Raw genomic sequence first — 24,045 nt, 5'->3', positions numbered from 1 at the left:
GGCGGTGCCGCTACGGGGTGAGGGTCCGAGCATCGGCGGCGGCCGTCAGAGCCGCGGCATCGGTGTCGACGAGCACCGCGGCGCCGTCGAGCGGCTCGGCGGCGGCCACCACGGCGTCGGCGTAGACGTCGATCCGGCTCAGAGCCACTCCCGCCCGGCCGCGCGCCCGGCCGGGCGGGGACAGCAGCTCCGCGCGGTGCGCCGTCGCCGGCCCGATCCACACCGGCACCCCGGCCAGCGCGGAGGCGCCGGCGTGGTGGGTGTGCCCGCACAGCACCATCCGCACGTCCGTTCCGGTGACGACCCGGGCCAGCCCAGCGGGGTCCTGCAGGTCGTTGCCGCGCATCGGGGCGAACGCGGTGGGCACGGGTGGGTGGTGCACCACGAGCAGGGTGCCCAGCGGTGCCGGCTCGGCCAGCTCAGCCGAGAGCCACGCGAGCTGCGCCGGTTCGAGGACGCCGTGGTGGTGGCCGGGCACCGTGCTGTCGAGCGCCACGATCCGCAGCCCGCCGATCCGGAGCACGTGGTCGTACGGCTCCGTGGTGGGTGCGGCGCCGAGCAGGCCGGCCCGCAGCGCCGCACGGTCGTCGTGGTTGCCCATCGCGTACACCAGCGGCGCGCCGATCCGCTGCGCTGCCGGCTCGACGAGCGCCCGCAGCGCGCGGTACGCCGCCGGGTCCCCGCTGTCGGTCAGGTCGCCGGAGAGCACCAGGGCCGCCACGTCGACGTCCGCGTTCTCGACGGTCTCCACGGCGGCGGCCACCGCGGCGAGTGGGTCGACGCCCCCGCGCAGGCGTCGTCCGGGTGCCACGACGTGCAGGTCGCTGAGCTGGATCACGGTCGCGACGGGAGAAGTCCCGACATCGTTCGCAGGCACGGCGCCGCTCACTTCAACCCGGAGCGCACGAAGCCGTTGACGATCTGGCGCTGGAGTACGAGGTAGAGCACCAGCACCGGCAGGCATGCCATCCCGGCGGTGGCCATCATCGGTCCCCAGTCGTTGCCCTCGGTGCCCATGAAGCTGCGCAGCCCCAGTTGCAGCACCGCGTTGGAGCGCTGCAGCACGAGCGCGGGCCAGAAGTACTCGTTCCAGGCGTTGACGAAGAGCAGGATCCCCAGCGCCGCCAGCGCGGGCCGCAGGTTCGGCACGACCACCGTCCACAGTGTCGACCACGACCCGCGCCCGTCCAGCCTGGCGGCCTCGAGCAGCTCGGTGGGAAAGGCCTGCACGTGCTGGCGCAGCAGGATCACGCCGAGGGCGGTGCAGAGCGAGGGGAGCACGACACCCGCGATCGTGTTGAGCACGCCGAGCTGGGAGAGCAGGACGTAGTTCGGCAGCATCGTCACCTGGAACGGGACGAGCCACGTCGCGACGAAGGCCAGGTAGAGCAGCGCCTTGCCGCGGAACTCCCAGGCGGCGAACGCGTACGCGGCGAGCAGCCCGGTGAGCAGCTGACCGAGTGCGATCAGCACGGCCATCACCGTGGTGTTCAGCAGCAGCCCGCCGATGTCGAGGACCCGGAACGCGTCGACGTAGCTCTGCGCCGACAGTGGCCACGGCAGCGCCGCGAGCGAGTAGATGTCCTGCGGGGCGCGCAGCGAGGTCGCGTAGAGCCAGTAGATCGGGAAGGCGCAGAGCACTCCGAGCATGCCGAGTGCCAGGTGCCCGCCGACGGTGCGGGTGCGGGAGTGCGTGCCGACCGGCTCGTCGGCGGGCGCGGCCCGTTCGAGTGCGGCGGCGCGCTCGGCGATGACGGCCATGGGGCTCCTGTCAGTTGTCGTGGAAGGTGACCCGGTCCGAGAGCGCCACCAGCCCGGCGGCGATCACCCCGAAGCCGATGAAGAAGATGACGCCGGCTGCTGCGCCCAGCCCCGCGTCGAACGAGTGGAAGCCGTAGTCCCAGAGCAGGTAGTAGACGTTGGTGGTGGCCCCTGCCGGACCGCCGTTGGTGAGGGCGTCGATCAGCGGGAAGCTCCACTGGGCCGACAGCAGCACCGTCATCAGCACCAGGAACACCAGCGTGGGGGAGAGCAGCGGCAGCGTGATCCAGCGGGTGATCTGCCCGTGGGTCGCGCCGTCGAGCGCGGCGGCACCCGCGTAGTCGTCGGAGATCCCGGCCAGGCCGGCCGCGACCACGAGTACCGCGAACCCCAGTACGTGCCAGCCGGTGATCACGATGATCGCGAGCTGGGCGGGGCCCGGTTCCTGTAGCCAGTTGGTGGTGGTCCCGAGGACCTGGTTGATCGCCCCGGAGCGCGGGTCGAGCAGCCACTGCCACACCGCCGCGCCCGCCACCGGAGCGATGAGCAGCGGGGCGAACACGAGCGCCTGGTAGACCACTGCGGCCCGGCCCCGGACCCGCCTGGCCAGCAGCCCGACGGCCACCGGCACGACGACCGTGAACGGAAGCAGCCCGAGGACGAGCACCACCGTGCGCCAGATCGACGAGCCGAACTCCGGCAGTGTGAACAGCCGCTCGTAGTTCTCGAACCCGACGGGAACCATCGGCGTGGTGGGCAAGAGGTTCCAGGAGAAGAACGACAGCTGCCCGGTCTGGACCAGCGGGCGGTAGACCCAGATCCCCAGCAGTACGAGTCCGGGCGCGAGGTACAGGTACGGCACCAGCGAGCGTCCCGCCCGGCGCAGCCTCGCGGAGCGGGACGGCGGAAGGACGGCCCGCACCACGAGCGGGGCGGGCGCGTCCAGCTCGACGAACACCGCCTCAGCCGCCGGAGGGCAGGAGCGCTGCCTGCCGGTCGGCCGCGGCGGACAGCGTGGCCTGCGGGTCGGCGCCCTGCAGCACCACCTGCTCGACGGCCTGCATCATGCCGTCCCGGACCTGCAGATAGTCGTTGCCGGGGAAGGACACCCACGGCTCCATGGCGTCCATCTGCTGCAGGTTGGTGCGGACGAGCGGGTTCTTCGCGGCCCAGTCCTGCAGCCCGGCGGGATCGTCGACGAGCCCGGTGCGCAGCGGCAGGTACCCGATCTTGCTCGAGATCTGGACGTAGGCCTCGTCGCTGGTCAGGAACCGGATCAGCTCCCACGCGGCGCGCTGCTTGGCGGGGTCGGCGGAGAGGACGAACAGTGCGGCTCCGGAGTTCGTGGGCACCACGGGCTTGCCCGTGAATGCGGGGACGCCGGTTCCGCGCAGCTCCCAGCCACCGCCCTGCGCGCCCTTGGTGAACGTGCCCTGCAGCGCGCTCGACTCGAGGATCATGCCGAGGTCGCCGCGCGCGAACCCCTCCACGGCCTGCTGCTGGGTGAGCTTCGGCGCCGCGCCGGAGGTGACGAGGTCCTGCAGCATCGTGACGGCTTCGACGGCCGGGGGGTCGGCGAACTCCAGCCGGGTGCGGTCCTCGCTGATCACCCGGCCGCCGTTCGAACGGATCACGCTCTGCAGGCACCAGTCCTTCGCCGTCTCCGTGACGCAGTCGACGTAGGCGCCGTCCTTGCCGGTGACCTGGGCGATGCGCTGCCCGGCCGCCTTCACCTCGGCCCACGTGGTGGGCGGGGCTGCCGGGTCGAGCCCGGCCTGCCGGAAGAGGGAGGTGTTGTAGAACAGGACCGGGGTGGAGAACACGAACGGGATGCCGTAGGTCTTGCCGTCGTAGTCGGCGAGCTCGCGCGCCTTGGGCGCGAAGGGGTGCCCGTCCTCGTAGTTGGCCGCCACGACGTCGGCTCCGACCAGGTCGTCGAGCGGCTTGGCGCCGAGCTGGTTGACGGTGAAGTCCAGGTCGCTGAAGCCGAGCTGCGCCACGTCGGGCGGCGCGCCCGTGGCCAGCTGGGCCTGGACGCTCGAGACGGTGTCGTTGGCCGGGTTCGAGCTGTTGCCCTGCGGCTTCTGGCCCGTCACGGTGATGGTGGGGTGCTGCTGGTGGAAGGCGTCGAGCAGCGCGGTGAACGTGTCGCTCCAGGCGCCGGCCTGACCGAAGTTGTAGCTCTCCAGCACGATCGACACCTGCTGGCCGGGCGCGAGCTCCGGGGCCCTCGCCACGGCTGATGCCGCCGGGGTCGCCGGGGCCGTGCTGCCCAGACCGCAGGCCGTCAGCGCCAGCGCCGTCGCGGCGGCGACGGCGGGCAGGGCGAGTGATCTCTTCACGGGGTTGTGCTCCTCAGCTGGGTGAGACGGCGGACAGATCGGGGACGTGCGCGGGCACGTCAGCGGTGCCGGTGGAGGCGGGGCGCCGGACGAGCCGGCGCCCGCTGGCGGGATCGAAGAGGTGCACTCGCTCGGGCGCGGTCGTGAGGGTCACGGGATCGCCGGCCGTCAGCCCGAGCGGCCGAGGGCCGCGCACCGGCAACCGGGCGTCGCCGACCAGGCAGTGCGCGACCTCCTCGCTGCCGAGGTTCTCCACCAGCCGGACGGTGCCGCGGAGCAGCGCGGCACCGGGCCGGGGCGCTGCGGTGGGTTCGGCGAGGAGGAGGTGCTCGGCGCGGATACCGAGGACGACCTCGCGGCCGGCGTCCTCCGGGTCCGCCACCCCCAGCGGGATGTCCACGTCGGGGGCCAGCACCCGCAGGCTCCCGTCGACGCGTTCGAGCCGCCCGGGCAGCAGACCCATGGCCGGCGATCCGAGGAACCCGGCGACGAAGACGGAGGCGGGCTCGTCGTAGACCTGCGCCGCCGTGCCGACCTGCTCCAACCGACCCGCGTTCAGCACCGCGATCCGGGTGGCCATGGTCATCGCCTCCACCTGGTCGTGGGTGACGTGCACGAACGTCGAGCCCAGCCGGCTGTGCAGCTCCGTGAGCTCGGCGCGGGTCGCGGTGCGCAACGTGGCGTCCAGGTTGGACAGTGGCTCGTCGAGCAGGAAGGCCCCGGGATCGCGGACCAGCGCCCGCGCCAGCGCCACCCGCTGGCGTTGGCCGCCGGAGAGCTCGCGTGGCCTGCGGTGCAGCAGTTCCTCGAGTCCGAGCACGCGCGCGACGGTCTCGACGCGGGAGGCGACCTCGGGTCGTGGACGGCGCCGGGCCCGGAGCGGGAAACCGATGTTGCGGGCGACGGTCAGGTGCGGGTACAGCGCGTAGCTCTGGAACACCATGGCGAGGTCACGGTCGCGGGGCGGAGTGGCCGTGATGTCGCGACCGTCGAGCAGGATCCGGCCCGCCGACGGCGGGGTCAGCCCCGCGAGCATCCGCAGCAGCGTCGACTTGCCGCAGCCGCTGGGCCCGAGGAGAACGAGGAAGTCACCGTCGGGGACATCGAGGTCGACGTGGTCGACGGCGGTGACGGCGCCGAAGCGGCGGGTCAGCCCTTCGATCTGGATCCGACTCACGGGCGGGGCGTCCTTCCTGGCCGATCGGCGCACCACGAGATCGCGGTGCGCGCGGCGGGATGCCAGCACGGCTGCGTGGAGGCGAGATGAACGTCAGGTCCCGACATCCGATCGGGGCACCGTTTCCAGGGGTGATGAGCTGCGACGATCGGCAGTTGCACTGTGCCGATCCGCGGTGCCGATCGACGTCCGCGCGAGGTCGGCAGCCCGGTCACAGGTCGAGCTCGAGCACCGGCGTGAGCGACCGCGAGACGCAGACCATCATCGACGCCCCCGCGGCTCGCTCGTCCTCGTCGAGCACGGAGTCGCGGTGGTCCGGCCGGCCTGCGAGCACCGTCGTCTCGCAGGTACCGCACGTGCCCTCGCGGCAGGAGTCGAGCACAGCTGCGCCCGCGGCCTGCACCACGGCGAGCACCGACTCGTCCGCCGCCACGTGCACCGTTCGGCCGGACCGGCGCAGCAGCACCTCGAACGCCGCCGGGCCGGCCGCGTCCTCCACGGGACGCGGTGCGAACCGCTCGACGTGCAGCCGCGGGCCTCCGCACCGCTGCTCCACGGCCCGCAGGAGCGGCTCCGGGCCGCAGCAGTACACGAGGGCTCCGGACGGAGCGGTGGCCAGCGCCCCGTCCAGGTCGAGCAGACCTGTCTCGTCCTGCGGACGGACGTCGACGCACGATCCGTACCGCGCGAGCTCCTCCCGGTACGCCATGGACCCGCGGCAGCGACCGCCGTAGAGCAGGCGCCAGTCGGCCCCGGCAGCCTCGGCCGCCGCGATCATCGGCAGGAGCGCCGTGATGCCGATCCCGCCCGCGACGAACAGGTAGGCAGACGCAGGCCGGAGCGGGAAGTTGTTGCGCGGCCCGCGCACGCGCAGGAGGTCCCCGGCCCGGACGCGGTCGTGCACGAGGGCGGAGCCGCCGCGGCCGCCGGGCTGCCGCAGCACGGCCACACGCCAGCGCGTGCTGTCCTCCGGGTCCCCGCACAGCGAGTACTGCCGCACCAGACCAGGGCCGAGCAGCAGGTCGATGTGCGCTCCCGGCGACCACGCCGGCAGCGGGCGACCCGCAGGCGCGGTGAGGACCAGCTCCCTGACCCCGTCGGCGACGGTGCGGACGCTGCGGACGCGCGCGTCCAGAACGGGTTCGGTGCGGGTATCGGTCATCGTCGGTCCTCGGATCGGCGGCGACCCGACCGTAGGGTCGGGCACTCGCGCCCGAGGGCGGTGAGAGCGGACGTCGATCGCGCGATCGGGGACGGCGGCGGGATGTCACCGCCGTGCCGTCGGGAGGTCCCCTGACGGGCCTGTCCGCGTCACGCACTGTTCGTGCAGCCACCACCGGCTGATCCGCTCAACCTTCACAAAAGACCCCTAACGTGGTCGTCTCAGGGGGAGGGGCTGGCGATGGAATTCCGGTACCTGGTGTCGTTCCTGGCGATCGCCGAGGAGCTCCACTTCGGACGGGCGGCAGCCCGGCTGCACCTCGCGCAGCCGTCATTGAGCCAGCAGTTGCAACGGCTGGAGCGGGAGGTCGGCGTCGAGCTGGTCAGCCGCACATCACACGAGGTCCGGCTGACTCCAGCCGGGGAGGCGTTCCGCAAGGAGGCCGAGCGGCTCGTCGGACAGGCGGCACGGGCCGTGGAGGCGGCGAAGGCGGCTGCGCAGGGAAGGTCGGGCACCGTCAGCGTCGGGTTCAACTTCCCGGCCGGACTGAGCGTGCTGCCGCCCACACTGGCCCGGCTCGCCGCCGACCACCCGAAGGTGCAGGCGCAGCTGTGGGAGCGACGCAGCGGCCCGCAGGTCGAGGCGCTGCTGAACGACGAGCTCGACGTCGGGTTCGTCTACGGGCGGCCACGGACGGCGCAGCTGGAGTCCCGGGAGCTGCTCTCGTTGCCGGTGGTCGCCGTGGTGGCTCCGCGCCACCCGTGGGCGCGCCGGGAGTCGATCTCGATGCTCGAGCTGGGGGAGCGGCCGTGCGTGCTGTTCCGGCGCGGGCAGAGCCCGGCCATGCACGACGCGATCGTGCACGCCGCTGCGCGGGCCGGCACCGAGCTCGTCGTCGCCGAGGAGGTGGACGATCCGCTGGCGACGGCGGTGGTGGTGGCCGCCCGTCCGCTCCTCGGTTTCGCGTCGGCGGCACGAGCCGTGCGCGCGGGCTCGCAGGGGCTCGTCGCCGTGGCACTGACGGGACCGGTGCCCCGGCTGAACCTGTACGCGGCCTGGCGGGCCGGCGACACCTCACCGGTGCTCGCAGCCTTTCTGACCAGCCTTGCTGCCTCGGGGCCCTTCACGTGGCGCGAACCGGACCCGGAGCCCGGCTCGGACCGGCTGTCGCCCGCGTCGTAGCGAGACGATTGCGATCCCCGATCGTCTGTTTGCGAACTGCTCATTGCCCCATCCGCGCAGCTTTCCGCATCGTCGTTCCGCGATCGGCGACCTGCCGTCGCCGGAACGACGGAGGGACTCCCGCGCATGCAGCTCACCGTGCTCGGCTGCCGGTCGGGCATGCCCGCCGACGGCCAGCCCAGCTCCGGCTACCTGGTCGAGGCCGGGCCGACAACTCTTCTGCTGGACTGCGGGCCGGGCATCGTCACCGCCCTGTCCGCCGTCACCGCACCCGCCGCGCTCGACGCCGTGGTGATCAGCCACCTGCACCTGGACCACTGCTACGACCTGCTGCCGCTGGGCAAGGCACTCCTGCACGCCCGGGCCCGGCGGGTGCTGGCCGAGCTACCGGACGCTGATCCCTTCACAGCGCTGCAGAGCCTGGACCAGAGCGCCCCCGGCGTCCCGCTGTACGTCCCGGAGGGTGGCCGCGCCGTGCTCGACCGGCTCGCGGAGCTTTTCCCGGTCGCGACGTTCCCGCTGCTCGACCGGGCCTTCGACATCGCCTTCGACGTGCGCGAGTACCAGCCGGGTGACGTCGTGGAGGTGGGCGGATGCCGGCTCTCGATGCACCTGCTGCGGCACACCGCGCCCAACTGCGGCGTGCGGATCGAGACCCCCACCGGCAGCCTCGCCTACACGGGGGACACCGGTCTCGCCGCCGGGCTGGGGCCGCTGAGTCACGGCGTCGACCTGCTGCTCGCCGAGGCCACGCTGGACCACACCGACACCGGACCGCACGGGCATCTCTCCGCGGCCGACGCCGGCACGGTCGCGGCCACCAACGGTGTGGGAGAGTTGGTGCTCACGCATTTCACCACGGCAGATGCCGCGGTACTCGCAGCGCGCCGTGCCGCCGCCGCTGCGGTGTTCGTCGGGCCGGTCCGGCTCGCGGCACCGGGCAGGCGGTTCCCGGTGTCGCCCGCGCTGCCGCCCGCTCCCCGCCTCCCGGCGGCGGTCCCCGGTCAGTAACCGGCCGAGCGGACCGCAGCGCTCCACCTCACGCTGCCGCGATCCAGGCCACGTAGTCGAGCTCAACGCGGGCCACGAGCAGGCCGGCGTCGTCGTGCAGCAGGGCCGTGCCGGTCAGCTCGAACCGCTCGGCCGACCGGCGGGCCAGGACCTCGGTCACCACCTGCTGGTCGACGGTGGCGCGGGCGCGGATCCGGCCGCTCGCGGGTTTGAGGAAGCCGACCTTGCTCTCGCGCAGCACGAACCGCTGCACCTGCAGCACGCGCGGAGCCATCGCCCCGGAGAACGCCCCGGCCCCGGCCACCTCGGCGGCGAGGAACAGCGCGCCGGCATGGACCGTGCCGAAGTGGTTGAGCAGCTCGTCGCGGACCGGAAGCTCGGCGACGGCGTGCTCGCGGCTGAGCTCGGTGATCCGGACGCCGACGAAGTTGTTGAACGGCACCATCGAGTCGACGACGGTCCGCAGCCGGTCGAGGTCGATCACGTCGGTGCCCGCCGCCGCGAGCCGAGCGGATTCGGCAGCGACGACGGATGTCAGTGGGTTCGGGTCGGGAGACATGGCCGCTATTAGTGCCGGGAAATGTGGACAGGGGATGAACAAGATATTCACCGGTGTCGAAAGAAAAGCGTCCGGACTGCTTCGGATGAGTTGCTGATAAGGGTCGGGGATGGGGCGATAGCGCTGCCGCATCGCCGAGCTCCGCGCATTGACACGAATTCTATCGGCCCCGTAGACCTGTAGGTGCCACCCGGGTAGAGCGATCCGATCCGCACTGACGCACTCGTGATCGTCCGGTGATCATTCCCCGATCGAGGAGTAGACGTCGCCATGTACGACGCCATCATCGTCGGTGCCCGCTGCGCCGGTTCGCCGCTCGCCATGCTGCTCGCCCGGCAAGGGCACCGCGTGCTCGTGCTCGACCGCACCGCACTGCCGGCCGACACCGTCTCCACGCACTACCTGCAGCAGTACGGGCTGTCGCGGTTGCAGCGCTGGGGTCTGCTCGACGAGGTGCTCGCCACCGGCGTCGCACCGATCACGAACATGACCGTGTCCTTCGGCGACTCGGTGATCTCCGGCTTCGCCGCCCCCATCGACGGGATCACGGCCACGATCGCTCCGCGCCGTACGGTGCTCGACCCGATCCTGCTGCGCGCGGCCGAGCGAGCCGGCGCCGAGGTGCGGCTCGGCTTCACCGTCACCGAGCTGGTGTTCGCCGACGGCGCGGTCGTCGGCGTCCGTGGGACGGACGACGCGGGCCGGACCGTCGAGGAACGGGCCACCGTCGTGATCGGCGCCGACGGCAGCGGCTCCTTCGTGGCCGACGCCGTCGGCGCGGACCGCTACAACGTCGTCCCGGCCGCGTGCTTCATCTACTACAGCTACTGGGACGGCCTGGACGTCCAGTTCCACAGCCGGATCGGGGAGCGCCAGCAGTTCGGTGCGTGGCCCACGAACGACGGTCAGACCCTCGTGGCGATCATGCGCAGACGCGAGACGTTCTCCGACTTCCGCCGCGACGTGGACGGGAACTTTTACGAGACCATCCGCCGGATCGACAGCGGGATGGCAGAGCAGGTGGCGAGCGGCACGCAGCTCGAGCGCTATCGCGCCATCCGCTACCCGGACAACTTCTACCGCGTGAGCCAGGGGCCGGGCTGGGCGCTCGTCGGCGATGCCGGCTACCACAAGGACCCGTTCACCGGGAAGGGCATCAGCGACGCCTTCGTGCACGCCGAGCTGCTCGCCGACCGCCTGCACGAAGGTCTGACGGGCGGGCGGCCGATGGCCGAGGCGCTGGCCGACTACCAGCGCGAACGCGACGCCGAGAGCCGATCCGGCTACGACTTCACGTGCATGATCTCCGAGCTGGAGCTCGCGCCGGCGCTGCAGGCGCTCGTGGCCGCCGTCAGCGTCGACGCGGCGGCGACCGAGCAGTTCTACACGATGGTCGGCGGTGGCATCACCGGCGAGGAGTTCTTCGCCCCCACCAATGTCGCGTCGATCATGGCTCGGGCCGGAGTGGCGGCGTGAGCGGCGGGGCCCGGCGCGAGTACGCGATGGTGGTGCTCGGCGACAGCTTCGCCGAGGGACGCGGCGACCCCCGCCCGGACGGAACTTTCGTCGGCTGGGTGCCGCGGGTGGCGCGGCTGCTCGGGATCGAGGAGACCGCCGTGCTGAACCTCGGTGCCTTCGGGGCGACGACGCAGGACGTCGTCGATGCCCAGCTCCCGGCCGTCGCCGACGTGAACACGCCACTGCTCGGCGTGGCCGTCGGCGGCAACGACCTGGTGCGCGCCTACGACCGTGACGGGATGCGGGCGAACCTGCGCACGATCTTCGAGACGGTGACGACGGTGCCGGGCCGGACCGTCTTCACCCACGACTACCCCGACATCCCCGGGCGCATCCCGGGTCTCCCCGTGGCGACGGTGACCCTGCTGCGCGAGCGGTTCATCGACGCGAACGAGCATCTCGCGCAGCTGTGCGACGAGCTGGGTGTGCGGCGCTACGCGCTGGCCACCGCCGACCTCACCGACGACCCGTCGATGTGGTACCCGGACGGGATCCACCCGTCGGCGGTCGGCCACCGCACGATCGCGGTGGAGATCGCGGCGATGCTGGCCGGCGCGGACGTGCGGCGGTAAAAGGCCCTCCACCGGCCGGCAGAAACTCCGGTGCCGACGTCGTCACTACTGCCGTTCGAAGATTCATGAAAATGCACCGCGTCTTGTCGAGAAGTGCAGCAGAGAGGTTCCAGTGAACGACGCGAGCGCACGGACGGAACGCAAGCTGGCCGCCGAGCCCCTTGCCATCGTGGGTATGGCGGGACTGTTCCCGATGGCCCGGAACTATCGTGAGTACTGGCAGAACATCGTCGACGCGGCCGACTGCACATCCGAGGTCCCGCACACGCACTGGCGTCCCGAGGACTACTACGATCCGGAGCCTTCGACGGACCCGTCGCGGCCCGACACCACCTACTGCACCCGCGGCGGTTTCCTGCCCCCGACGGAGTTCTCGCCGGGTGAGTTCGGGATGCCGCCGAACCAGCTCGAGGTGACGACCACCGTCCAGCTGCTCAGCCTCATCGTTGCGCGAGACGTGCTCCGCGACGCCGGCGCGCCCGGCTCGGACTGGTACGACCCCGTCCGTACCGGTGTGGTTCTCGGCGTCACCGGGCCGATGCCCCTGACCCACCCGATGGCGGCGCGCCTGGAGACACCGGTGCTCAAGGAGGTCGTGCGCAGCTGCGGTCTCACCGACGCGGATGCGGAGGCCATTGCCGAGAAGTACCTCCTCGCGTTCCCGCCGTGGGAGGAGAACACCTTCCCCGGCCTGCTGGGCAACGTCACGGCGGGCCGCATCGCCAACCGCCTGGACCTCGGCGGGATGAACTGTGCGGTCGACACCGCCTGCGCCAGCTCGCTGTCGGCGCTGCGGCTCGCGGCGAGCGAGCTCGTCGACGGCAGGGCCGACCTCATGATCGTCGGTGGCTGCGACACCGAGAACACGATCTTCGGCTTCATGTGCTTCTCCCGCACCCAGGCCCTGTCGAGGTCGGGGCGGATCAAACCCTTCGACGACACCGCGGACGGCACGCTGGTCGGCGAGGGCATCGGGATGCTGGCGGTCAAGCGGCTCGCCGACGCCCGCCGTGACGGTGACCGCGTCTACGCCGTCGTCCGCGGAATCGGCTCGTCGAGCGACGGCCGTTACGGGAGCATCTACGCCCCGCGTGCGTCCGGCCAGGAGCTCGCACTGCGGCGCGCGTACGCCGACGCCGACTGCTCGCCGGCGACCGTCGAGCTCTTCGAGGGTCACGCCACGGGCACCGCGGTGGGTGACCGGACCGAGCTCACCGCGCTGGGCTCCGTGCTGGGCGCGGCCACCGGCGAGGCAGGCTACGCCGCGATCGGCAGCGTCAAGTCGCAGATCGGGCACACCAAGGGTGCCGCGGGTACGGCCAGCCTGATGAAGCTCGCGCTGGGGCTGCACCACAAGGTGCTGCCACCGACGATCAACGTCGAGACCCCGAACCGGGCGCTCGATGCGGCGAGCCCGCTCTACATCAACACCCGGACCCGCCCGTGGATCCGTGACCCGCGCCGCCCGCAGCGCCGGGCCGCCGCCTCCGCCATGGGGTTCGGCGGGATCAACTTCCACGTCGTGCTCGAGGAGGCCGACACCGGCCGCGAGGCCGCGCGCACGATGCACCGCACAGCCCGCGCCCACCTCTGGCACGCGCCCTCGCCCGACGCGCTGCTCACCCTGCTCCGCGGGGACACCCCGCCGATGGACGGCCCGGTGCCGCCCGACCACGCTCGGATCGGCTTCGTCTCGGTCACCGACGACGATGCCGCGCTGCTGCGCTCGCTCTCCGCCGACACCCTGGCCGCGTCGCAGGAGGCGGAGGCATGGTCGCACGCGCGTGGCATCCACTACCGGCGCGGTGCGCTCGGCGACCTGAAGGTCGCGGCGCTGTTCGCCGGACAGGGCAGCCAGTACGTCGACATGGGACTGCGCGCCGCGTGCGATCTCCCCCCGGTCGGGGCGGCGTTCGATGCCGCCAACGCCGAGTTCGGCGACGCCGAGGAGACCCTCGCCGCCGTCGTGTTCCCGCCGCCGACGTTCGCTGCCGATCCCGTGGCCCGCACCGAGGAGCGGGAGTCGTCGTTGCGGCGCACCGAGTACGCGCAGCCCGCGATCGGCGCGCTCGCCGCAGGCCAGTTCCGCGTCCTGCACGAGCTGGGCCTGCGCTGCGATGCGTTCCTCGGGCACAGCTTCGGTGAGCTCACCGCGCTCTGGGCGGCAGGCGCCGTCGCCGGCGAGGACTTCTTCCGACTCGCCCGCGCCCGCGGCAGGGCGATGGCCCCACCGGCCGACCGCACGGGCTACGACCCCGGTGCGATGGCGGCGGTGTCGGCCGGCCGCGCCGAGGTCGAAGCCCTCCTGGCCGAGCACCCCGGGGTCACGGTCTGCAACGACAACGCTCCCGACCAGGTCGTCGTCGGCGGTTCGACGGCCGCGGTGACCGCCCTGCTCGATGCGCTCGCATCGCGGGGTCCCGCCGCACGGCTGCTCCCGGTGGCGGCCGCCTTCCACACCGACGCCGTCGGGCACGCGGTCGAGGCGTTCCGCGCCGCACTCGCCGACGTCGTGATCGGGCGCCCGGCCGGGACCCTGGTGAGCAACACCGCGGGCGCGGTCTACGGCGCCGACCCCGAGGCCAACCGTGCGGTCCTCGCCGAGCAACTGCGCCGCCCGGTCGAGTTCGCCGCCGGGCTGCACGCGCTGGCAGCGGACGGGGTGACCGCCTTCGTCGAGTTCGGACCGAAACAGGTGCTCACGGGGCTGGTGCGGCGCGGGCTCGGCAACCGCGAGGTGGTGTCGATCCCGACCGACGCCGGTCCGTCCGGCGACTCCGCCGCCGCCCTGCTGGGCGCCGCCGTCCAGCTCGCGGTGCTCGGGGCCCCGCTGACCGGGCTGAACCGGTACGCCGCGGACACGTTCGACGAGGTGGCCCCCCAGGGCATGACGGTGAGCCTGACCGGCACGACCCACCGGCCCGCCGTGCGCACCGAGGTCTACCGGGCCGCGTTGCGGGACGGGTACCGGGTGAGCGGCCCGGCAACGGCCGACCCGGTTCCGGCCGCGCCGGCCGCCACCCCGTCGGAGAACGGCGCGGCAGTACCCGCGTCGGTCATGGTTCCGGGGGTGGCGAACGCGGCCGGTACGGTTCTCCCGACCCCACCCGACCGGCCCGACCTGGCCGCCCACATGGACCTGCACACGCACTACCTCGACAGCCAGCTCCGGATCACCGAGGGGTTGGTCGACGTCCTGCGTCGGCAGCCGGCCGGCAGCACCCTCGACCCCGGTGTGCGCGACGCCGTCGAAGCGGTGACGGACGCGGCGGTGTCGATCAGCCGCGGCCACGTCCGGGCCAACGAGGTGCTCGCCTCCCTGGCCGCACTCGACGGTGGCTCGTCCGCCCCTGCGTTCGGTCACAGCGCGTCCCCGGGCACTGTGGCCGGGACCCTCGGCGCCGCCCCCGGCGCGGCGCCCGCCCTCCCGAGCGGTGCTCCCTCGTCCAACGGCCACACCGCCCCCGCAACGCCCACCCGAGAGTCCGCAGGTTTCGACGCCGACGCGTTCAGCCCCCCGCCCACCCCGGAGCCGTCCGCTGTGGACGGCAGCGTGGTCCGGGCCGCGCTGTTGGAGGTGGTGGCGGAGAAGACGGGCTATCCGGTCGAGATGGTCGATCCGGGGATGGATCTGGAAGCGGATCTGGGGATCGACTCGATCAAGCGGGTGCAGATCCTGGGTGCGGTGGCCGAGCGGGTGCCGGGTGTGGCGTCGGTGGGTCCGGAGCAGCTCGCGGAGCTGCGGTCGGTGGACGACATCGTCGGTGTCCTGGCGGGCGCGGCGCTGCCGACCGCCCCGGTACCCGGTGTGGACGCAGCAGGAGTCCGGGCCGCGCTGCTGCAGGTGGTGGCGGAGAAGACGGGCTATCCGGCGGAGATGGTCGATCCGGGGATGGATCTGGAAGCGGATCTGGGGATCGACTCGATCAAGCGGGTGCAGATCCTGGGTGCGGTGGCCGAGCGGGTGCCGGGTGTGGCGTCGGTGGGTCCGGAGCAGCTCGCGGAGCTGCGGTCGGTCGACGACATCGTCGGCGTCCTGGCTCCGTCCGGCGGCGCGCTCGCTGCGCCTGTCGCCCGTCCCGACGGCGAGCCGCCGGATGTCGGCATCGCGCCTGCGGTCGAGGTGCCGCAGGTGGAAGCTCGCCAGCGCCGGGCCGAGATCACGCTGGTCCCGCTACCGGTACCCGACCGGCTCGACCGCGCCTACGGTGACGCGCCCGGCGCGCTCGTCGTCGAGATCGGGGGTCCCGCACCCGCCCACCTCACTGCAGCGCTCGAGCAGCGGGGCTGGACCGTCCGCCGCGTGACGCGCCCGCGCGCAGACAGCTGGGCAGGCTGGGACGGGGACGCCACGGTGTCAGCCGTCGCCGCCGCGGCCGGCGCGGGACGCCTCGACGCGTGCCTGGTGATCCTCGCCGGCGGCGCCGCCGCCGAGTGCGCGCTCGCGGACGCCGTGCTCGTCGCCGCGGGCGTCACCACCGCGCTCGCGCACACTGCGGAAGCGGGCACGCGCGCCGCGTTCGTCACGCTGACCCGGCTCGACGGCGGCCTCGGCCACCGCGGCCGGGCCACCCCGGACGACGCGCCGCTCGGTGGCGTGACGGGCCTGGTCAAGACCCTGGCCAGGGAAGCACCCGGCGTGTTCGCCCGCGCAGTGGACGTCGACCCCGATCTGGACGACGCCGCGCTGACCGACGTCCTTCTCGCCGAGCTCCACGACCCCGCGATGCTCCCCGAGGTCGGCGTGGACGCCGCTCGCGGTCGCTGGGCACCGGTCCTCGCCGACCGGGAACCCGCAGGCGCCGACCCGGCGGCACCGGCCGTCGATGCCGCCGACGTCCTGCTGGTCACCGGCGGGGCCCGGGGCGTCACCGCACGGTGCGCCGTCGCGCTCGCCGCCCGCAGCCGGGCGGAGTTCCTGTTGCTCGGTCGCACCCCGCTCGTTGACACGGATCCGGAGTGGGCAGCCGGCGTTCCCGACGCGGGGCTGAAGCCGGCCCTCATCGCCGACCTCCGTGCGGCCGAGGGAGCCTTCTCCCCCCGCGACGTCGAACAGCGGGTAGCGGCGGTGCGGGCCGGGCGGGAGGTCCGGGCGACCCTCGACGACATCCGCGCGGCCGGTGGCACGGCCCGCTACCTCACCGCGGACGTCACCGACGCCGACGCCGTGCGCACCGCACTGGGTGCCGACGCCGCACGCGTCACCGGTCTCGTGCATGGGGCCGGCGCACTTGCCGATGCCGCGCTGCCCGCCAAGACGCCGGGCGCCGTGCGCTCCGTCCTCGCGCCGAAGCTGACCGGTCTGCGCGCGGTCCTCGCGGCGCTGGGCGGCCCGCCGCGGCACGTGCTGCTCTTCGGATCGGTCGCCGGGGTGCTGGGTAACCCGGGGCAGGCCGACTACGCCGCGGCCAACGAGGCGCTCGACCGCGTCGCGGCCGCACTCGTGACCGAGGGACGACACGTCACGTGCGTGCACTGGGGCGCATGGGACGGCGGGATGGTCACCCCCGAGCTCAAGGAGATCTTCGCTGCCCGCGGTGTCGCGCTGCTGGATGCCGCCACCGGTGCGGCCGCGTTCGTCGAGCAGTTCGCCACCACCCGGGCGGCGCAGCGCAGCGTGCTCGTCGGCCCGGCGGGGGCGCTCGCCCCCGCCGACCTGCGGGGCGCCGGAGCGGCGGTCCTGCGCCGCGATGTCTTCCCGCTGACCCGTGATCCCGTGGTGGGCGACCACCGGGTCGGCGCCCACCCCGTGCTGCCGGTCGCCGCTGCCCTCGGCTGGATGTTGCGCGGTGTGGAGCAGCGGCACCGCGACCTGGTCGCCGTCGGCTGCCGTGACGTGGAGGTGCACCGCGGGATCGTGCTCGACGGCACCGAGCCGGCCGAGCTGGAGCTGCACCTCGACGCCGGGCGGGTCGACGACGGACGGGTCGTGGTCCGCGCGGCGGTGCGCAGCGCGGGGCCGGACGGCCGCCCGCAACCGCACTTCGGTGCGACGGTCGTGCTCGCCCCGCCGTCGCCGAGCCCGGCACCGCCGGAGGAGCCGCCGAGGTGGCGGCTCGGCGAGGGACCCGAGGACGGGCTCGACGTGTACGCCGCCGCCGACCTGTTCCACGGCCCGCTGCTGCAGGGCGTCCGGCGGCTGGTCGAGCGCACCCCCACGCGGCTCGTCGCGGAGTGCCGCCTGCCCGACACGCCACTCGACGACGGCGGCTGGGCGTCGGCCCGGCACAGCCCGGTGCTCGGCGACGTCGTGCTGCAGGCGGCCTGTGTCCTCGGGGTCTGGTACCTCGACGCGGGCTGCCTGCCGCTGTCGGTGGGCCGGGTCGACCTGTACGCGCCACTGCCGGCGGACACCCCGTTCGTCCTCGTCGTGGACGACCTCCGGCCCGGGACGGGCGGCGTGACCGTCGATGTCACGGCACACGGAGCCGACGGGACGGTGCTGCAGCGCTGGAGCGACATCACGGCCGTCAGCACTCCCGAGATGCGGGCGAAGTTCACCGAAGCCGTGCAGCGGCGTGCGACCGGGGAGGCAGGGCGATGACCGCGGAGCTGGACGTCCTGAGCTTCGACGGCAGGCCGTTCGACGCCCTCGCCGCTCTGCAGCCGGTGGCTCCCCATCCGCAGGAGGCGGACGGCCGCACCCCTCAGGAGGCGCCCGAGCTGACCACCTCCGCCCTGAGCACTCACGACCGGGCCACTCACGATCCGGCCGCGCTCGCCGCCGGGATCGTGGCCGAGCTGCGGGCCGAGCTGCTCGGCGCTCACCGGGCGGCCATGGACGTCCAGGTCCGGTGGCAGGAGCGGGCGCTCGCCGCTCTCGGGCAGGCCACCTCGGCCACCCCACCCTCGCCTGCTGACCCGGTTCGGACCGGTCCCACCACAGTGGACGGTCGCACGGAAGCGCCGTCCGCTGTCGCCTCGCCCTCCCCGGGTTCGGGGGAGTGGACCCCGGCAGCGCTGCTCGCAGCCGTCGCGGCGCGGTTCGGTGACGGTCCGCGGGCCGGCGGGACGCTGCGCCTCACCCTGACCTGGGACGGCGATCTGCCCCGCAATGGCGAGCAGGTGCTGGTGAGTGGCGACGGCAGCGGAACACCCTTCGGGGCGGTCGTACGGGCAGGAGAGCGGCCGGTGCTGCGGGTGGCGGGACCGACCGTCCCCGCTGCCGCGGCGCCCGCGCCCGCCGTGGCGGCGGCCCCGGCCACCTTCCGCCCGGAGGGCGCGCTGGAGCCGCTCGCCGCGACCCCGGTCGGCCACCTCGGGCCGGCGGAGATCGAACAGCTCACCGCAGGACGAGCCGGGGTGGTCTTCGGCGCGCGTCACGACCAGCAGGCCCCCCTGCTCGCGCCCGGGTCGCTGCGCGCGGTCACCGAGCTGCGGCCGGGTGGTCCGGTCGGGGTCGGTGTCCTACGTGGAGCCTGCGCGGTGCCGGCCGGGGACACCGACGTGCTGGCCGTGGCCTGGCAGGCCGGTTCGGTGCTCGCGCTGTGGCTGGGGCTGCAGCTGTGTGTACCGGAACCGCGGTTCCAGCCCGTCGGCACGTGCGGGGTCGAGCTGTTCGACACGATCGGAGTTCTCGAGGCGGAGATCGTCGCCGAGATCACCGGGGCAGATCTGGTGCCGCGCCCGTGGCTGCGGCTGGACGCCGAGATCCGGGCCGGTGAGCGGGTGCTCGCCCGCGTGAGCGGACTGACGATCGTCGTCCGGGAGGCGCCCGGCGTCCCGCTGGGCACCCGGAGCGGCGGTCAGCCGCCGGCGCGCCCCGTGCGGCGCGGGATCACCGGCGACCTCGCCATCGTCGACGAGCTGGCGCTCGCCACCGCCTCGGTGGGCGACCTCGGTCCGGCACTGGGCCCCGAGTTCACCCGCTACGCCCAGCGCCGCGCCACTCGCCCGCCCGCGGGCGGGCTGCGGCTGGTCGGCCGGGTGATGGCCGTGCAGGGAACCCGTGGCGACCTCTCCGGTGGCGCGATCGGCGAGACGGAGTTCGACTCGCCTGCGGACGCCTGGTACTACGGCGCGGCGCCGAGCCCGGCCGTCCCGAACGTCGTGCTGATGGAGACCTCGCTGCAGTCGGCGTTGCTGCTCGGCTACCACCTCGGGGCCACGCTCGTCGATCCCGAGCAGGACTACAGCCTCCGCAACCTCGACGGCTCCGCCACCCTCCACCGGGAGGTGGACCTGCGGGGACGCACGATCCGGCAGCGCTCGACGCTGCTGAGCACCACGGTGCTCAGCGGCGCCGTCCTGCAGGGATTCCGCTATGCGCTGTGGCTCGACGGTGAGGATCGCGACGCCGTCGACCCCTTCTACTCCGGGCAGTCGCTGTTCGGTTTCTTCACCGCCACCGCGCTGGCCAACCAGACCGGTCTGGACAACGGCGCGTCGGTGCCGAACTGGCTGGAGGAACGGCCGGGAACCCCGGTTCGGGTCGTCGACGTCGACACCGGTGCGTCCGGGCCGCTGCACCTGGTGGACCGGATAGAGGTCGTCGACGGCGGCGGGCGGCACGGCGCCGGTTATCTGCGCGCCGTACGACCTGTCGAGGAAAAGGACTGGTTCTTCGCCCGGCACTTCCATCTCGACCCCGTCATGCCCGGCTCGCTCGGCATCGAGGCCGTGGTGCAGGCGCTGCAGCAGTGGCTCCTCGACACCGGTGCCACCGCGGGTCTCACCGACCCGGAGTTCGTCGTGCCCGCCGCCGTCGAGCTGACCTGGCGCTACCGCGGTCAGATACTCGCCGGCGACGGCGCGATGACCCTCGAGGTGCACGTCCGCGAGGTGCAGCGCCGACCCGGCCGCGTCCGCGTGATCGCCGACGCGAGCCTGTGGAAACCGGGCCTGCGGATCTACGAACTCAGCGGTATCGCCGCCGAGGCCCGCGAGAGGGGAGCCCAGCCGTGGTGACGCCGACCGTGCTCGACATCGCCACGCTGAGCCGCGACGACAGGCTCGCCAGGACGCCCGACGCCGCGTACGGGGTGCTCGCCGACCTCGACCAGCCCGTGTACGTCATCCGCGACGCCACGGGGCTGGGGCTGACCGGCGACGGCGGCGTCGCACGCAGAACCGGGTCGGTGGTGCTCGCCGCCGTGCCCCCACTGCCGCCACGACAGCTCGGGGCCGCGAGTTTCCGGCACGACCACGGCGTCGAGCTGGCCTACCAGGCCGGCGCGATGGCGCACGGGCTGGCCTCGCCGGAGATGGTCGCGACGCTCGCCCGCCGCGGTGTGCTCGGCTCGTTCGGGGCCGCGGGCCTGGTGGCGGCGAAGGTGGATGCCGGCCTGGCGTGGATCGCCCGGGAGGCTGCGGGCGGACCGTTCGCCTGCAACCTCATCCACAGCCCCAGCGAGCCGGCCATGGAGCGCTCGACCGTCGACCTCTGCCTGCGCCACGGCGTGCGCTGCGTCGAGGCGTCGGCGTTCCTGGAGCTGACCCCGGAGGTGGTCCGGTACCGCGCTCTCGGGCTCACCGCCGGCCCGGACGGCAGGCCACGCATCGGCCACCGGGTGATCGCCAAGGTCTCCCGCGCCGAGGTGGCCGAGCTGTTCCTGCGTCCCGCGCCGGAGCCGCTGCTGCGTGGGCTCGTCGAGGGCCGCAGGATCACCGCCGAGCAGGCGCGGCTGGCCGCGCGTGTCCCGATGGCCGACGACGTCACCGCAGAGGCCGACTCCGGTGGGCACACCGACCGTCGCCCGATGCCCGTGCTGCTCGGGGAGATCCTGCGGGTACGGGACGCGATCTGCGTCGAGCACGGATTCCTGGTCCGCGTGGGCGCGGCGGGCGGCATCGGCACCCCCACCGCGGCCGCGGCGGCCTTCGCGATGGGCGCGGACTACGTGGTCACGGGTTCGGTGAACCAGGCCTGCGTCGAGTCGGGCCAGTCGTCCGCGGTGAAGGATCTGCTCGGCGCGGCCGGGGTCACCGACTGCGACATGGCGCCGTCGTCGGACATGTTCGAGCTGGGTGTCGACGTGCAGGTGCTGCGGCGCGGGACGATGTTCCCGGCCCGCGCGCGGCGGCTCTTCGAGCTCTACCGCCGCCACGACGGCATCGAGGACATCCCCGCCGACGAACGCGCGAACCTCGAGCGCACGATCTTCCGCCGCGGGCTCGACGAGGTGTGGGCCGACACCGTGGCCTACTTCGCCGAGCGCGACCCCGACCAGATCGCCCGGGCCGAAGGCCACCCCAAGCGGCGGATGGCCCTGGTCTTCCGCTGGTACCTCGGCCTCTCCTCCGGGTGGGCCGCCGCGGGGGTCCCCGACCGGGTCGCGGACTACCAGGTGTGGTGCGGCGCCGCGATGGGCGCCTGCAACGCCTGGCTGCGTGGCACTCCGCTCGAACCGGTGCCGCGCCGCACCGTCACCGCACTCGCGCACCACATCATGCGCGGCGCGGCGTACCAGTCCCGCCTGGCGGCCTTGCGCTCCAGCGGGGTCTCCCTGCCGGCGCGCTGCTCGACCTACCGCCCCTCCGAGGAAGGCCCCCGATGACCCAGACCCTCCCGGATCCCGCACTCGTGGCCCGGACCGCGTCTCCCGGCGCGCCACTGGGCAGCCCCGTCGACTGGACGGTCTGCCCGGGCTGCGCGGCGATGGTCTATCTCAAGCGCATGAACCGCGGCTCCGGGGTCTGCCCCGAGTGCGGGCACCACACCCCATTGACAGCACCGCAACGCCTCGCCCAGCTCCTCGACGACGGCAGCACCGACCTGCTCGACATCGCCGTGCCCGACGCCGACCCGCTCGGCTTCGTCGACTCCCGGCCCTACCCGGACCGGCTGCGCGACGCCCGGCGTCGCACCGGCCTCGCCGAGGGCGTGCTGTGCGCGCGCGGCCGGATCGAGGACAGGCCGGTGGTCGTCGCGGTGATGGACTTCCGGTTCCTGGGCGGGAGCCTCGGCGCGGCCGTCGGTGAGGCGATCACTCTCGCCTGCGAGGTGGCGCTGGCCGAACGGACCCCGCTGCTGCTCGTCAGCGCGTCCGGCGGGGCGCGGATGCAGGAGGGCGTAGTCGCCCTGATGCAGATGGCCAAGACCAGCCAGGCGCTGCGGCAGCTCGACGAGGCCGGGGTGCTGACCGTCTCCCTCGTGACGGACCCGACGTTCGGCGGGGTGGCCGCGTCGTTCGCGACGCTCTGCGACGTGATCGTGGCGGAACCCGGCGCCCGACTCGGGTTCGCTGGGCCGCGGGTGATCGCGCAGACGATCGGGGAGACGTTGCCCGCGGGCTTCCAGACCGCGGAGTACCTGCTGGAGCACGGGATCGTCGACCGGATCGCGCCGCGGGCCGAGCTGCGCACCGTGCTCGGCAGGCTTCTCCGCGTCGCGGCGCGACCCGCAGCAGCGGCCGGCGGCGCGTCGCCGCTGCGATCCCCGTTGGTCCGTGACCCCGACATGCTGTCCGAGCGGCATCCGTGGGAGGCCGTGCGTGCTGCCCGCCGTCTCGGCCGGCCCACCACGCTGGACTACGCGGCGTTGCTTCTCGACGACTTCACCGAGCTGCACGGCGACCGCAGGGCTGCCGACTGCCCCGCGATGGTCTGCGGGCTGGGCCTGCTGGACGGGACCCCGGTCGCGCTCGCCGGTACGCAGAAGGGCCGGACGGCGGCCGAGCTGGCCCGTCGCAACTTCGGGATGCCGACGCCGGCCGGGTACCGCAAGGCCGCCCGCGTGATGCGGCTCGCCGCGAAGCTCGGGCTGCCGCTGGTCACCCTCGTCGACACGGCAGGCGCCTTCCCGGGCGTCGCGGCCGAGGAGCAGGGCCAGGCCGTCGCGATCGCGGAGAACCTGCGGTTGCTGTCGGGCCTGCCCGTGCCGGTGGTCGCCGTGGTCACCGGGGAGGGCGGTAGCGGCGGGGCGCTCGCGCTCGCCGTCGCCGACGTCGTTCTCATGTGCGCGGATGCCGTCTACTCGGTGATCACGCCGGAGGGCTGCGCCTCGATCCTGTGGAAGGACGCCGCAGCGGCTCCGCGGGCGGCTGCCGCGCTGCGGGTGGACGCCCGCTCGTTGCTGCGCCTGGGCATCGTCGAAGGGGTGGTGCCCGAGGCGGACCACGGCGACCACGTCACCGCGGCGCAGATCCTCTCCGATGTCCTGCGCGAGACGCTGCCGCCGCTGACCGCGCTGACCACCGCCGAACGGATCGAACGGCGCCACGCCCGCTTCCGCGCGTTCGGCTCCGCCCGTCCGGCCGCCGCGGAACCTGTCCGGCGGGACTCCGCATGACCACCACGGTGGACGTTCCGGGCGGGCGTCCCGGCGGCGACCTGGGGTCCGTCCTGACGGTGCTGCGGGAGCACGCGGTGGCGCTCGCCGCGTCCGGGCCACAGCCGCCGTCGCGGGTTCGGGTGGAGGTGGCAGGTGTCGTGGTCGAGCTCGGGTGGCCGGCGGGCGAGATCACTGCCCGGCCTGCCGTCACCGGATCGCCCCCGCCGCCGGCGCCTGCCCCGCTACCGGCGCCCGACCCTCCGCCCGAGCCCGCACACAACGGCACGGCCCCGCGGGCGGCCCCGGTCGGGCATCACATCACCGCGCCGACCGTGGGCGTCTTCTACCGCTCACCCGAGCCGGGCGCGGCCCCGTTCGTGCAGGAGGGCGATGCCGTGGAGTCCGGGCAGCAGGTGGCGATCATCGAGGCGATGAAGTTGATGATCCCGGTTCAGGCCGACCGGGGCGGGCGGGTGGCGGCGGTGCTGGGTGCCGACGCCGAAGCCGTGGAGTTCGGGCAGCCGCTGTTCGTGCTCGAGACGTCGTGAGG

General features: G+C 73.6%; 16 protein-coding genes. 9 read left to right on the top strand and 7 right to left on the bottom strand.

Annotated features, from left to right (window positions below):
- Positions 1–10 precede the first annotated feature (10 nt).
- From AC5L35_RS26520 to AC5L35_RS26495, 6 genes are all read right to left on the bottom strand, one after another.
- The gene (locus AC5L35_RS26520) at positions 11–838 is read right to left on the bottom strand and encodes a metallophosphoesterase (RefSeq protein ID WP_495062425.1); all 828 of its coding nucleotides are present in this window, start codon (positions 836–838) and stop codon (positions 11–13) included.
- A gap of 47 nt (positions 839–885) precedes the next feature.
- Positions 886–1,761 carry a carbohydrate ABC transporter permease gene (locus AC5L35_RS26515; protein ID WP_495062424.1) on the bottom strand — a complete coding sequence of 292 codons (876 nt, stop codon included), beginning with the start codon at positions 1,759–1,761 and terminating at the stop codon, positions 886–888.
- 10 nt (positions 1,762–1,771) lie between these two features.
- A complete protein-coding gene (locus AC5L35_RS26510) occupies positions 1,772–2,719 on the bottom strand; it encodes a carbohydrate ABC transporter permease (protein ID WP_495062423.1) in 948 nt (315 codons plus the stop codon).
- A gap of 4 nt (positions 2,720–2,723) precedes the next feature.
- On the bottom strand, positions 2,724–4,103 hold the full coding sequence (locus AC5L35_RS26505) for an ABC transporter substrate-binding protein (protein ID WP_495062422.1): 1,380 nt from the start codon (positions 4,101–4,103) through the stop codon (positions 2,724–2,726).
- A gap of 13 nt (positions 4,104–4,116) precedes the next feature.
- Entirely contained in the window at positions 4,117–5,280 is a 1,164-nt protein-coding gene (locus tag AC5L35_RS26500) for an ABC transporter ATP-binding protein (protein ID WP_495062421.1), read from the bottom strand.
- A gap of 211 nt (positions 5,281–5,491) precedes the next feature.
- Positions 5,492–6,442, bottom strand: coding sequence for a PDR/VanB family oxidoreductase (locus tag AC5L35_RS26495; protein ID WP_495062420.1), 951 nt, complete (start codon positions 6,440–6,442; stop codon positions 5,492–5,494).
- Positions 6,443–6,682: 240 nt separating this feature from the next.
- On the opposite strand from AC5L35_RS26495, the gene AC5L35_RS26490 reads away from it, so the two are divergent.
- The gene (locus AC5L35_RS26490; protein WP_495062419.1) at positions 6,683–7,624 is read left to right on the top strand and encodes a LysR family transcriptional regulator; all 942 of its coding nucleotides are present in this window, start codon (positions 6,683–6,685) and stop codon (positions 7,622–7,624) included.
- Between the two features lie 126 nt (positions 7,625–7,750).
- Positions 7,751–8,635 carry an MBL fold metallo-hydrolase gene (locus AC5L35_RS26485; RefSeq protein WP_495062418.1) on the top strand — a complete coding sequence of 295 codons (885 nt, stop codon included), beginning with the start codon at positions 7,751–7,753 and terminating at the stop codon, positions 8,633–8,635.
- Between the two features lie 28 nt (positions 8,636–8,663).
- Here AC5L35_RS26485 and AC5L35_RS26480 read toward each other — a convergent pair whose 3' ends face one another.
- Entirely contained in the window at positions 8,664–9,194 is a 531-nt protein-coding gene (locus AC5L35_RS26480) for a PaaI family thioesterase (protein WP_495062417.1), read from the bottom strand.
- A 270-nt stretch (positions 9,195–9,464) separates the two neighbouring features.
- On the opposite strand from AC5L35_RS26480, the gene AC5L35_RS26475 reads away from it, so the two are divergent.
- From AC5L35_RS26475 to AC5L35_RS26445, 7 genes are all read left to right on the top strand, one after another.
- The gene (locus tag AC5L35_RS26475; protein WP_495062416.1) at positions 9,465–10,670 is read left to right on the top strand and encodes an NAD(P)/FAD-dependent oxidoreductase; all 1,206 of its coding nucleotides are present in this window, start codon (positions 9,465–9,467) and stop codon (positions 10,668–10,670) included.
- Complete coding sequence (locus AC5L35_RS26470; RefSeq protein ID WP_495062415.1) at positions 10,667–11,284, top strand: SGNH/GDSL hydrolase family protein; 618 nt, start codon at positions 10,667–10,669, stop codon at positions 11,282–11,284. Before AC5L35_RS26475 ends, AC5L35_RS26470 begins: the two co-directional genes overlap by 4 nt.
- Before the next feature lie 112 nt (positions 11,285–11,396).
- Positions 11,397–17,828: a beta-ketoacyl synthase N-terminal-like domain-containing protein gene (locus tag AC5L35_RS26465; protein ID WP_495062414.1), complete on the top strand. Its 6,432-nt coding sequence runs from the start codon at positions 11,397–11,399 to the stop codon at positions 17,826–17,828.
- On the top strand, positions 17,825–20,191 hold the full coding sequence (locus AC5L35_RS26460) for a hotdog family protein (protein ID WP_495062413.1): 2,367 nt from the start codon (positions 17,825–17,827) through the stop codon (positions 20,189–20,191). Before AC5L35_RS26465 ends, AC5L35_RS26460 begins: the two co-directional genes overlap by 4 nt.
- Entirely contained in the window at positions 20,185–21,780 is a 1,596-nt protein-coding gene (locus AC5L35_RS26455) for a PfaD family polyunsaturated fatty acid/polyketide biosynthesis protein (protein WP_495062412.1), read from the top strand. Before AC5L35_RS26460 ends, AC5L35_RS26455 begins: the two co-directional genes overlap by 7 nt.
- A complete protein-coding gene (gene accD, locus AC5L35_RS26450; protein ID WP_495062411.1) occupies positions 21,777–23,513 on the top strand; it encodes an acetyl-CoA carboxylase, carboxyltransferase subunit beta in 1,737 nt (578 codons plus the stop codon). Before AC5L35_RS26455 ends, accD begins: the two co-directional genes overlap by 4 nt.
- Entirely contained in the window at positions 23,510–24,043 is a 534-nt protein-coding gene (locus AC5L35_RS26445; protein ID WP_495062410.1) for an acetyl-CoA carboxylase biotin carboxyl carrier protein, read from the top strand. The genes accD and AC5L35_RS26445 overlap by 4 nt, the downstream gene beginning before the upstream one ends.
- The last annotated feature ends 2 nt before the right edge of the window (positions 24,044–24,045 follow it).

Source organism: Pseudonocardia sp. OZ21 (assembly GCF_059359135.1).
The sequence above is the reverse complement of the archived record's forward strand: the minus strand, read 5'-3'. Positions and strand labels throughout refer to the sequence as shown.